This is a genomic window from Enterococcus sp. DIV0756 (genome assembly GCF_051710745.1).
Classification (GTDB): domain Bacteria; phylum Bacillota; class Bacilli; order Lactobacillales; family Enterococcaceae; genus Enterococcus_A.
Window position 1 is genome coordinate 342,375 of sequence record NZ_JBIOLF010000001.1, and the last position, 12,824, is coordinate 355,198.

Below are 12,824 nucleotides of genomic sequence, written 5' to 3' on the forward strand. Positions count from 1 at the left end.
CCGTTTTGACTAAAGATAGGAATGAGAAGTGAGTTCAGCCAGTTGGCTGAGCTCATTTTTTGTCGGGATAGTGGAAATGTAGTTCACTGGGATCGTTGTCACGTCTAAAGGAATATTGGAAACAATCAAATCGCCCGTTTGCATCCTTTCGGGCTGAAGCTGGGAGGCTTCAAGTGAGACCAAGTTGACCCGTTTGCCTAAGAGATCCGCTAATTCTTGCTGGAGAAAGATTTTCCAGGCGGGCTCGCTTTGGAAAACAAAGAAGACCGTTCTGGTTTGCGGCTGGGTTGCAAAAATGGCTTGCTGCCCCAGTAAAGAAAATAAATTGACAAAATATGTGGTATCTTTGATTGCAGCAAACTGCGGCAGGCTATTAAAAAGTGCGATGCTCTTTTCGGTCAAAATGGTATATTCCTCACGTCTTTGGAGCAATAATTCTTGATATTCTAGTTGGAATTGCTCTGATAAAGCAGGTGATTCAACATATTTTAGTACTAGTAGCAATAAATTCGTCGAAAGGGATGTCTGGGATAGGTCAGGTAACTGCAGCTCATCCGCAATTTCTTGCACGGTTTGTTGAACCTTATTTAATAGTAGGGGATACTCTTTAGCCAATACATCCGAAACTTTTTTTCCTAAAGGATTGTTATAATTCCAGCTTTCTATAAAACAGAAAAAGGCAAAAAAGATTTCTTCGTCTTGCAAATAAACGCCTTCTCTTTTATACAAATCCTTTAAAAGTGGTGCATAAAGAATGAACAATGGATCATTTGTATCAAAGCTAAAGTCATTAATTGGACAACCAGCTTTGATCCGGATGCTATTAATGAAAAACCAGCAAATGCCAAAAATTTGCTCTGTATCCACATATAAGTCATCGGTAAGTTTCTTTGTCAAAAAGTGCAAATAATGTTCCTCATGAATTGAGTAATCCTCAAAAAAATAATTATTATGCGTAAAAGGCAGTAGCAGCCGGTGATAAAAAATCCGAATGGCACTCTCTTCACCGAGTAAATACGCATGAGTTGAAGTCAAACGGATTTTGATCTTAAAGGGCAGTAACTGACGATTGATTTTTGTTCGTTGACGTTTAAGTGTTTCATAAGAGACCCCCGTTTCTTCTAAAAACTGAGGCACGTTTAATTCTTTTGTAAAGAATAATTGTTTGAGTAGTTGCAGGCTGACGGAATGTGGCAGGAAGGCCTCCCAAATATCGTTCGTCAAAGACTGTTCTTGTGATAGTAAACGAATACCGCCTTTGTCTGAGAGTAATTCCCAATGTTCTGGCAAATAGTCGCGAATCAGTTGTAAATCAGAAAAAACTGTTCGTTCTGTCGTTTTAATTTTTTTGGCTAGTTCTTTAGCAGTTAACTGTGAATGATTCAACAGCTGTTCTAGGAGTAAAATTTGACGATAAATATCCTTTTCAGTAATGATTTTTTTCAGCATTGAGTACATGTAGGAATCCCCCTTGAAATCAAGGATACGAAGAAAGGCTGGATGGGTCAAGTGACAGCCGTCTCATCTTGGATGAAGGGAATCTAAGTGTTAGGGATTTTTTTTACAGACAAAATAGTCTATACTTCTATAGGTAAGAAAAAATGCTTTATCAGAGAGGATGGACATCATGTTACAACGAAAAATTGGCAACAGCTATTGGGAAACCTCTGCAATTGCTCTAGGGATCATGCGAATGGCAGCGTTAACGCCGGAAAAAGCCGCAGAAGCATTAGATGCTGCTTTAGAAAGTGACATTAATTTTATTGATTCAGCGGATATGTACGGAGATGGAAAATCAGAATTGGTTTTTGCTTCAGCAATGAAAGAAGCAGGAATCTCTCGTAATAAATTCTTTATTCAATCAAAAGGCGGGATCGTTACGGTCGACGGGAAACGCTATGATTTTTCAAAACAACATCTATTGGATTCAGTTGATGGCATCTTGAAGCGGATGGAGATTGACTATCTAGATAGTTACCTATTGCATCGTCCTGATCCATTGATGGAGCCAGAAGAAATCGCGGAAGCTTTTGATATTTTACAAGCAAGCGGCAAAGTTCGTCACTTTGGTGTATCTAACTTCAATCCTGAACAATATGAGCTGCTGCAATCCTATGTGGATCAAAAATTATTGATCAATCAATTGCAGTTCTCGATTATGCATACAGGAATGATTGATTATGGTATGCACACAAACATGACAGATACTCGCTCATTTGACCATGATGGTGGCATATTAGAATTTTCTCGTCGTAAGGGTGTGACGATTCAAGCGTGGTCGCCATTCCAATACGGTTTCTTCGAGGGTGTTTTTGTCGATAATGACAAATTCCCAGAGTTGAATGAATTATTAGATAAATTAGCGAAAAAATACGATACCAATAAAAATGCCATTGCGACTGCCTGGATTTTGCGTCATCCAGCCAATATGCAGGTGATCCTAGGTACCATGAACCCAACACGGATCAAAGAAAGCGCGGCAGGAGCAGATGTTACGTTAACGAAACAAGAATGGTACGATGTGTACTTTGCGGCAGGTAATGATTTACCGTAAGAAGTATTAAATTGATTTTTATAAAAATAGCTGAGCAGTTAACTTTCTGTCTCAGGTAAAAAAGAGTCAAGAATTAGCAATTATTTTAATTGCTGATTCTTGGCTTTTTTGTCTTTTCAACTAAGTAAGCTTGTTGGCAAACGTATATCAAGCCCTCGCTAATTAATTTTAAATGAAAAATAAACTAAAATATAAAGTGTGGTTTTGATGTTATTAATTATTTTTACGTATATACAGTTGAAATTGATTTTTAGTTAATTTATAATGGCTATAAATAAATTATAAACTAATTAATTTCTTTCAGAAGGTAAATTATCTGAATTTGAAATTAATTTTTAATAATGACAAGTCATTAAAAATAATTTGGAACAGTTAGTTGAATTGTAGAATGCTTAATCAAAAGCATGCCTGAAGAATAACTATCGTTGTTTTATGTAGTCAGTCGCTCCGTTAGTTAGAGGAAGTCATGATGCCAACCTATTGGGCCCTAATAAAGAAAGTTGGCGCTTTTGCAATCCATTTTATACATATAGTTTAAAGGTGTAATTTGTACTATTTACGCGATTAAAACGATTTTTAGAAACAAAGAATATATATTTTAAGGATTGAGAGGATGAGACAAGTGAAAAAAAACAGGTGGATTCTTTTGTTTGGTTTTGTGTTAAGTATTTTCTTATTTGGAGTAGCTGAACAAAGCGTTTCAGCCGATGAGTTAACGGTGAATACAGTAACGGATCTTCAGGATGCGGTGAAAAATGCTCCCGAAAATCGTAAGGTGACTCTAGGAGGGACTTTCCCTTCTGATATAAATACAACGATTGCTCTAGTGGAATCGCCCTATCAAGTTGAAGTTGATGGTGGAGGAAGAACCCTTCAGTCTTCTACAGGTAAACAACTATTTTCATACAGCGGTGGGTCTGGAACGGCTGACTCTACCTTGACACTTAAGAATTTTACGCTAGAGGGCTTAGGAAATGTCGCTCGGGCACTAACAGTTTCAGGGTATAAAGGAGAATTCATTTTAGAGAATACCTTAGTAAATAATTTCAAGGGCTTTGATGATGGCAGTGCCTTTTATACTAGCGGAAATACGACATTGAAAAACTGTACATTCTCCAACAACATCAATAGTTCATCGGGATATTCAGGTGGTGCGATTGCTAGTAAAGGTTATTCTGCCAAGTTTAACGCCTATAACTCAAAGTTTATTGGGAATGAGACACGTCAAGCGGGTACAGGAAATGTCGGTGGTGAAGGTGGAGCGATCTATTTCTTCCAGCCAAGTGCTTCGGCGAAATTTACTTTCAAGAATAATTATTTCGAAGGAAATAAATCTGTTGAAGATGTTTCTGGCGGCGGAAAAGCAAAACTAGCTGATGGCGGAGCAATTGCTTTCTTTAATACCGTTGATGGAACGGATATTCAATTTGATGGCAATTCATTTGTGCGAAATATTGCTGGTGACGATGGCGGAGCAATTCTGATTCAGACCAATGCCAATATTTCCAGTGCGGCGACATTTAGAAATAATACCTTCTATCAAAATAAAGCTTTGGGACAAGATATTTCTTTAAATAATGGTGGTGCTATTCAAATTTATGCCAATGGTGGTTTAACAGAAGGGAGAAGAGCGGCCGTTGATTACATCAATAACTCATTTGTCGAGAATGAAGCGGTCTATGAAGGTGGAGCGATCGGTAGCTCCGGCTATGGCTTGAATTATTCCGCAGGACGTTATGCGAATAACCTGTTTGCAGGAAATAAATCTCGAACTGCCAGCAAGAACAACATCGCGGACGGTAAAGTTGATGGAGCAGGGAATATTGAATCCAATCTTGGCTATGATAATGGAACAGCAACATCTGTAACCATGGAGAATGTTTTTGGAACTGCACCAGTTGGTTTAGTTGATAATTACAATAAGATCACAGCAGGAACAACAAGTGATGCGATCATTTTGCCTACGGTACCGATCGCACCAGAAAAAATGGCAGATGATCAGGTAGAGAATCTACGTGAGGTGAATGAAGACCAGCGAGGATTGCCGCGGACGACGAAAGCAGATATTGGTTCAGTCGAAATTGATTGGATTAAATATGATAGTAATGGCGGGATTTTTGATTTGGGTGCGGCATTATCAAAATATGAAGGTACGATCTATTATGAAGGAACACAACCTGAGACCTATTACCAAGTCGGCTATAAGGATCTGAATCAAACGATTCCAGCGGGTACGGATTTAAAAGCGACACGTGAGGGTTATCAGTTTGCCGGCTGGTCAAAGGATAAGGATGCAAAAGATCCTGATGCTAATTTGGCTGCTGGTCAAAGCATCACGATACCAAAAGGCAATGAAACGTTGTATGCTGTTTGGAAAAAATCAGAGCCTGTGATTGTTCATTACATGACCTACGATGAAAACAAACAGCTAGTGAAAATCAGTCCAGATGAAACATTAACTGGAGGCTTGGGTGAAGCCTATCATGCCAACATCAAGCAGATTGATGACTATGTTTTTTCAGGCGTGAAAGAGGGAGACTCGATTACTGGTTTCTTTAGCGAAGAAGCCAAAGAAATTACCTTGATTTACACGAAAACGTTGAAAGAGAAAGGGATTGTTTTAGCTCAATATCAGGACGAAGCGGGTAAACCGTTAGCCGGTGATGACGTGATGACCGGAGAGATCGGAACAGACTATACAACGACGCAAAAAGTGATCGATGGGTATGTATTCAAAGAAGTCGTTGGCAGTCCAACCGGAAAATATGTATCTGGGATTACAAAAGTGGTTTATGTATACACGAAAATCCCTGCTGAACAGGGCAAAGTGATCGTTCATTATCAAGACGAAGAACAAAATCCATTGAATCCAGATGTTGAATTAACCGGAGAGGTTGACGCCATTTATACGGCGGAAGTGAAACCTTTTGATGGCTACGTTTTGAAGGGAATCGTAGGAAATGTGAGTGGGAAATACACCGCTCAAGATCAAGAAGTGACATTGATTTACGCGAAGAAAGGCACGAGCACAGGGAGTGAAAAAGGTGTTTTAATTGTTCAATATCAAGATGAGACTGGGCATCCCATCTTAAATAGTGAAGTCACGATCGATGAAGTGGATAAAGACTATGAGACGACACAAAAAGATATTGAGGGATATACATTTAAAGAGGTTCAAGGTGATGCTAAAGGGAAATACGTTGACGGTATCACGACGGTGACGTATATCTACACAAAAAATGCAGAACCTGAGACACTAGGCAAACTAACCATTCATTATCAAGATGAAAAAGGGCAACCGTTAGCAGATAGTGTTACTAAGGAGCAACCGATTGGAACATCGATTCCGTTGGAGTTGCTGAATAAGTCCATTGAAAACTATGTATTGAAGGAGATCAAAGGATTTACCTCAGGTATTTTCACAGAAGAGGATCAAGAAATTACGGTAATCTATCGTAAGTTGACTGGGAAGGTCATTGTTAATCATATCAGCGATTCTGGTAAAGTATTAGAAAATCCCATTCTGATGAGTGGTGATGTGGGCTCAACTTATGAGAGTGCCAAAAAAGAATTTAAGGGTTATGCATTCAAAGAAGTTTTAGGTAAATCAACAGGAACCTATACAGCAGAACCTCAAATTGTTACCTATGTATACAGTAATAAAGCTACGATTCGTATTCTATATGTTGATGAAAAAGGAGCGGAATTAGTACCGTCCGAGCAAAAAACCGGGATTATCGGTGATAAATATGAAGCAGAAGCCAAAACGATTGATGGCTGGACGTTGAAGGAAACGCCGAAAAATGCCAAAGGAAATTATCAAGAAAAAGAGCAGACAATTACGTATGTCTACCTTAAAGATAATAAATCTGGGGGAAATACTGAAAGTGACAACACAGGAAATGGTGGAGAAAATACCAACATTGTGATTGCTGGGGGAACAGTCTATCGATCAAATAAGGCCCTTCCAACCACCGGTGACGGGAGTGCAGCAAGAGGAAAAGCATTGCCAAGAACAGGCGAAGAAAAAGATCATGTGCTAATTCTCGCCGTATGCGGCTTGTTACTAACGGCCGTTGCTGGTTATGGACTTATTGGAAAAAGAAGAGCTTAGAATTCGCAAAAGAACATGGCTAGTACGTTCGCTAGGCCTCAGAAAAGATTAAAAAAAGATAGTGTTGGTGGCAATCACCAACACTATCTTTTTGCGAAGAGGAGCAAAAAATATTCTTTAGAATAAAGAGGAGAATCTCATCATTGATAGGAAATCTTGTTTGGTAGAGGTCAAAGTGGGAATTTTGCCTATTGAAATAACAGATATTTGAATAGGCAAGATGGATTATTCATAATTATTAGCTATTGGATGTAATCAAAAAAGGAATGAGGGTACCTAGACCAGAAAAATATTTTTTTTATAGAAATTTCATCTGATTTTTGACGAAATAGCTATAAAAATATGAAATCACAGTTTTATATGAAAATGGAATCATGGTTTATTGGAAAAAGATTAGAAGCTGGAACTTGCTGGAAATTTTATTTTTGACTGTGCACAATCGAAAATAATAGATTTGATTGTGAGAAAAATAGTTTGAGTGTTAGTAAATAAATAGTCTTTATAAAGAGTGTTTTTGTTTTCTATTACTAAATAAAAAATCATATTGTGAAATAAAAAACGACATTTTGGAGACTTTGTTTTCAAAAAAGGAAGTCCAGCTTTCTTATCCCAAAAACTAAATATTCCATTATTAAATAAAATCAATTAGAAAGATTTTAACTTTCATTACAATTCAAGGAATTGTCGAGTATTAAAGTTGTAAACGGTATCAATCGCTTATACACTGAGTATGTAAGTTACGAAAGCGCAAACAAAAAAATAAGCTGTTCATTTTCGATGGATGAAAAAATAACAACTTGAATTGCGCAATAATCAGTATGGAGGAGAATCGTTATGAGTTCAAAAGTTCTTGACCAATTTCTTGAAACGAATTTGGAAGATCTAAAAGAAAAAGGATTGTTCAACACGATCGATATTTTAGAAGGAAGCAATGGTCCGATCATTACAGTGAATGATAAAAAGATGATCAACTTAGCATCGAACAATTATCTAGGATTTGCTACTCGCCCTGAATTAATCGAAGCGGATGTAGAAGCAACGAAACATTATGGTGCAGGTGCCGGCGCGGTTCGAACAATCAACGGAACTTTAGACATTCACCAAAAATTAGAAGAAAAAATCGCTGAGTTCAAAGGAACGGAAGCTGCAATTGCTTTCCAATCAGGCTTTAACTGCAACATGGGTGCCATTTCAGCAGTGATGAAAAAAGGCGATGCGATTTTATCAGATGAATTAAACCACGCATCAATCATTGATGGCTGTCGGTTATCGGGTGCGAAAATCATCCGCGTCAACCACCAAGATATGGAAGATTTAGAAGCGAAAGCCAAAGCAGCGACCGAAAGCGGCGAATACAACAAAGTCATGTACATCACCGATGGCGTCTTCTCAATGGACGGCGATGTAGCTAAGATTCCTGAAATCGTAGAAATTTGTGAAAAATACAATGTGATCACTTACGTTGATGATGCTCACGGAACAGGTGTGATGGGTCACGGTCATGGAACGGTAAAACATTTTGACATGCAAGAGCATATCGATTTCCAAATGGGCACATTGTCAAAAGGGATCGGTGTTGTTGGCGGATATGTTGCTGGAACGAAGCAATTAATCACTTGGTTGAAATCACAGGCACGTCCATTCCTATTCTCAACCTCATTAACACCTGGGGCTGCGGGTGCTTGTATTAAAGCCATTGATTTGATTGAAGAACATCCGGAATATGTTGATACACTTTGGGACAATGCGAATTACTTTAAAGCGGAATTGAAACGTATCGGCTATGATATCGGTAAATCAGAAACACCAATTACTCCCGTTATCGTTGGCGATGAAAAATTAGCGCAAGAATTCTCTAAGAAATTATTGGAAAACGGTGTTTATGTAAAACCGATCGTATATCCAACTGTACCATTAGGAACCGGTCGTGTACGGAACATGCCAAACGCAGGCCATACGAAAGAAATGTTAGACGATGCAATTAAAGTCTACGAAAAAGTTGGAAAAGAACTAGGCATCATCAAAGAAACCGTTCAATAAAAAAATCAAATTTAACATATAGAGAGAGGAAGTCACATCCATGAAAAAAGTATTGATTACAGGCGCATTAGGACAAATTGGTTCAGAATTAACAGAAAGATTACGCAACGATCTAGGAGTAAAAAATGTCATCTCAACCGATATCCGCACGGTTGAAGGCAGCCCGGTCGTAGAAAACGGTCAATTTGAAGAATTAGATGTAACCGATTACGAAAGCTTTTTAGATGTAGCAAAACGTTATGAAGTAGATACGATCATTCATTTAGCAGCGTTACTTTCTGCAACCGCTGAAAAACGTCCTGCTTTTGCTTGGAATTTGAATATGACTGGGTTGATGAATGCCTTAGAAGTAGCACGTGAGATCGGACCAAAAACGAAATTCTTTGCACCATCTTCAATTGCAGCTTATGGTCCAGATTGCGAACCAGACAACACACCACAAGATACAGTAATGCATCCTACTACCATGTATGGAGTGACCAAAGTAGCGGGTGAATTATTAGAAAACTACTACCATGATAAATACGATGTAGACAGCCGTTCTGTACGCTTCCCAGGCTTGATCTCATATAAAGTAGAACCTGGTGGTGGTACAACAGATTACGCAGTAGATATTTATTACGAAGCATTAAAAAACAAATCTTACACCTCATTTATCGACAAAGGAACCTATATGGATATGATGTATATGGACGATGCGATCGAAGGAATTGTGAAATTGATGAACGCGGATGCCAGCCGTTTAGAACACCGTAACTCATTTAATATCACTGCGATGTCCTTTGAACCAGAACAAATTGCAGCATCAATTCGTCGTCGTATTCCTGACTTTGAAATGAAATACGATGTGGATCCAGTTCGTCAAGGAATCGCTAATTCTTGGCCAAATTCGATCGATGACAGCAATGCTCGCAAAGAATGGGATTTCAGTCCTAATTTTGATTTAGATAAAATGACTGACGAAATGTTAGAAAGATTATCAGAGAAATTTAAGGCAGAAGGCATCGAAACAAAAGTCTCTTTTGATAAAGTTAATTCGTAAAATGGTAGGGATTTCTTAATAGAACATGAGGAGGAACTAAGAAAAAAGGAAATGTTTAAAATAACGTTTCCCTTTTTCTTTCTCCATGTTAAAATAATGTCCGAACAAATAAGGAAAGTTATTAAACAACTGGTATATCGCAATTTTTGGTTTTATTTCTTTTATGTAATAACTTCAAATGTTTGTTTTAAAGATCAAGTTAAGAAGTGAACAAAGATCACTTCAAGAAGATTTAGGAGGAAAAATTATGGCAGTCGACCAACAAGAACTCGTGGGTTCACAACCAACTGGTGAACTGAAACGAACAATGACGTTCTTCCCAGCTCTTTCGACAGTAATGGGTACTGTAATTGGGGCGGGGGTATTCTTTAAAGCAGCCAGTGTTGCTGCAGTAACGGGATCAACGAGTTTGCACATGTTGTCCTGGTTCTTAGGCGGATTGATCAGTGTCTGTGCGGGGTTAACCGGTGCAGAATTAGCCGCAGCCATCCCAGAAACCGGTGGGATGTTACGTTATATTGAACGTGCTTATGGCGAATTTTGGAGTTTCTTACTTGGTTGGGCACAAGTAGTCATCTACTTCCCAGCAAATGTAGCGGCTTTAGCAATTATTTTTGCCACTCAGTTCAAAAATCTATTTGGTATGAGCGACTCAACGATCATTCCAATCGCGATCGTCGCAGCAGCCTCAATCATGTTGATTAACTTCTTAGGCTCAAAAGCTGGTGGGATGTTCCAATCAATCACATTAGTTTGTAAATTAGTGCCTTTAGCATTGATTGTCATCTTTGGTTTGATGCGTCAAGGCGATGTGTCTGTCAGCTTATTCCCAGTTCAAGCGGGACCAGCAGTTGGCGGATTTGCTCCAGCATTAGGTGCCGGATTGTTAGCGACAATGTTTGCTTATGATGGCTGGATTCACGTTGGAAACATTGCAGGAGAATTGAAAAAACCAGCGCGTGACTTGCCTCGTGCCATTGCTGGCGGAATCTTAGGAATCATGGCTGTTTACTTATTGGTGCAATTTGCTTTCTTGCGTACGATTGATATGTCTGCGTTAGCTGGAAACGAAAATGCGGCGATGGACGTTGCTGGAAAAATCTTCGGCGGCATGGGTGGTAAACTAGTAACGATCGGTATCTTAATCTCAGTATACGGAACAATCAATGGCTACACGATGACAGGGATGCGTCTTCCTTATACGATGGGACTTGAAAAACAATTACCATTCTCTGACAAATTAGTGAAATTAAACAAAAATCATGTTCCTTATATCGCAGGTATCCTAGAATTAGTGATCGCTATCGGCATGATGATGGTCGGCGGATTCGATATGCTAACAGATATGTTAGTCTTCGTTATCTGGATCTTCTATACATTAGTCTTCATCGCGGTAATTAAATTAAGAAAAACTGAACCGGATTTGGTTCGTCCTTACAAAGTACCGCTTTATCCAATCATTCCGATTATCGCGATTATCGGCGGAGTGTTCATCTTAGTGATGACCTTGATCAACCAATTCTCATTAGCAATGGTTGGTATTGCGATTACGGCATTAGGGATTCCTTTCTACATTTACTTGAAGAAAAAATATAAATAAAGAGTTAATTTAATCCACTGATTTACGAAAACACTTAGAACAGAATTTCTGTTTTAAGTGTTTTTTTGAACATTAAAGGAAGTATAACATTTTAAGCGGTCAAAGGATTGATACATCAATCTTTTGACCGCTTTTCATCTGGTCTTTTTCCTATTAAACTAGAGAGATGAAACCCAATATTTTACACGCCATTTTCTTTGATGAATATCAAAACTGGGAGAAATTCAATCAAAGGTACACGAGAAGGATTCGATCCGTTGTGAAAAGAGAAGTGAAGAAGTTTCGCGATTGTGGTGACCTTAAAAAAGGTTATCGTCTATTTGTCTGTGAAGGATGCCATAATGTAAAGAAAGTGGCTTTTCGTTGTAAAGGGAAATTTTGTCCAACTTGTGCAACTGGGGAAAGTCAACGGTGGGCAGAGGTTGCGGCGAATGATCTGTTTACAGTGACGCATCGACACGTCATCTTCACGATCGATGAAGGTTTACGTGAGATTTTTCTGAAGGAGAAGTATCGTAAGGAGCTTTTAAAAGGGTTAATGGACGAAGCTGCACGGATACTATTAGATTTTTTTAGAAAACACCATATACAAGCTGGGGTTGTGGCAACACTCCACACCTTCGGTTCTCAGCTAGAATACAATCCGCATGTTCATTTAGTCGTCACCATGGGTGGACTGACGAAGGATGGAAAATGGAAGGACTATGACTATTTTCCGTTCGCAATGTTGAGGAAATATTGGCAGAATGCGGTCCTAAAGCTTATTCGAAGAACCTTATCCCAATGGGATAAGGCACGAGTCCAGCCGCTTTTACAAGCGGCGTACACGAAAAATGCAGAGGGCTTTTACGTGCATGCACCCAAAAGGAGCCGAACTTCTCTCAAAAAGATATTAGAATATATCAGTCGTTATATGAAACGTGGTCCCATTGCTTTAAATCGTATCCTTTTGTACGATGGGAAAATAGTGATGTTTCAGTATCATGATAAACGAACTAACACGGATAAGATAAAGACGATGTCGGTAGAGGAATTTATTGGTGCACTGATTCGTCATATTCCAGAGAACCAGTTCAAAACAATTCGTAGATACGGCATTTATAGTCGGCGGATCAAGACAATCATGAAAAAAGTATTAAGTAATTACCAGAAAGAGATTCACCGAATGCTTGTGAATGTGAAGAAAGCACTTAAACCAAAATCATGGTGTGAACGAATAGCCGAAGAATTCGGAGTAAATCCATTGGAATGTACTAGATGTGGCGAATATTATGAATTTAGTGGAGTTAGTGTGTCTAAAAATGGACGACTTGTAGTGAAATATGCGAAGAATAAAGAATCGGAACGATTCATGCGAGAGGAGAATAAAAAAATTGGGGAAGAAGCATCGAAACGTAAGTATGAAAAAGAAAAAGAAGCAGCTTTTAAAAACCTTCGATTCCAATGGAGTGGTTCATTACATTTGTCTTGAATG

Annotated in this window: 7 protein-coding genes; 6 read left to right on the forward strand and 1 reads right to left on the reverse strand. The window is 38.7% G+C overall.

What is annotated here, in order from left to right; genetic code table 11:
• Positions 1-9: 9 nt before the first annotated feature.
• Complete coding sequence (locus IGI44_RS01675) at positions 10-1,458, reverse strand: helix-turn-helix domain-containing protein (RefSeq protein ID WP_438786002.1); 1,449 nt, start codon at positions 1,456-1,458, stop codon at positions 10-12.
• A 169-nt stretch (positions 1,459-1,627) separates the two neighbouring features.
• On the opposite strand from IGI44_RS01675, the gene IGI44_RS01680 reads away from it, so the two are divergent.
• From IGI44_RS01680 to IGI44_RS01705, 6 genes are all read left to right on the forward strand, one after another.
• Positions 1,628-2,554 (forward strand): aldo/keto reductase, encoded by a 927-nt coding sequence (locus tag IGI44_RS01680; RefSeq protein ID WP_438786003.1) that lies wholly within the window; start codon positions 1,628-1,630, stop codon positions 2,552-2,554.
• A 613-nt stretch (positions 2,555-3,167) separates the two neighbouring features.
• Entirely contained in the window at positions 3,168-6,668 is a 3,501-nt protein-coding gene (locus IGI44_RS01685; RefSeq protein WP_438786004.1) for a MucBP domain-containing protein, read from the forward strand.
• 834 nt (positions 6,669-7,502) lie between these two features.
• Entirely contained in the window at positions 7,503-8,708 is a 1,206-nt protein-coding gene (locus IGI44_RS01690) for a glycine C-acetyltransferase (protein WP_438786005.1), read from the forward strand.
• A gap of 40 nt (positions 8,709-8,748) precedes the next feature.
• Entirely contained in the window at positions 8,749-9,750 is a 1,002-nt protein-coding gene (locus IGI44_RS01695) for an NAD-dependent epimerase/dehydratase family protein (protein WP_438786006.1), read from the forward strand.
• 247 nt (positions 9,751-9,997) lie between these two features.
• Positions 9,998-11,350: an APC family permease gene (locus tag IGI44_RS01700; protein WP_438786007.1), complete on the forward strand. Its 1,353-nt coding sequence runs from the start codon at positions 9,998-10,000 to the stop codon at positions 11,348-11,350.
• Positions 11,351-11,516: 166 nt separating this feature from the next.
• Positions 11,517-12,821, forward strand: a complete 1,305-nt coding sequence (locus IGI44_RS01705) for an IS91 family transposase (RefSeq protein WP_438786008.1) — start codon at positions 11,517-11,519, stop codon at positions 12,819-12,821.
• The last annotated feature ends 3 nt before the right edge of the window (positions 12,822-12,824 follow it).

What these genes read in the sequence shown, in the direction of transcription:
- IGI44_RS01675 (WP_438786002.1), bottom strand. Translation starts at nt 1,458, where the DNA reads ATGTACTCAATGCTGAAAAAAATCATTACTGAAAAGGATATTTATCGT.
- IGI44_RS01680 (WP_438786003.1), top strand. Translation starts at nt 1,628, where the DNA reads ATGTTACAACGAAAAATTGGCAACAGCTATTGGGAAACCTCTGCAATT.
- IGI44_RS01685 (WP_438786004.1), top strand. Translation starts at nt 3,168, where the DNA reads ATGAGACAAGTGAAAAAAAACAGGTGGATTCTTTTGTTTGGTTTTGTG.
- IGI44_RS01690 (WP_438786005.1), top strand. Translation starts at nt 7,503, where the DNA reads ATGAGTTCAAAAGTTCTTGACCAATTTCTTGAAACGAATTTGGAAGAT.
- IGI44_RS01695 (WP_438786006.1), top strand. Translation starts at nt 8,749, where the DNA reads ATGAAAAAAGTATTGATTACAGGCGCATTAGGACAAATTGGTTCAGAA.
- IGI44_RS01700 (WP_438786007.1), top strand. Translation starts at nt 9,998, where the DNA reads ATGGCAGTCGACCAACAAGAACTCGTGGGTTCACAACCAACTGGTGAA.
- IGI44_RS01705 (WP_438786008.1), top strand. Translation starts at nt 11,517, where the DNA reads ATGAAACCCAATATTTTACACGCCATTTTCTTTGATGAATATCAAAAC.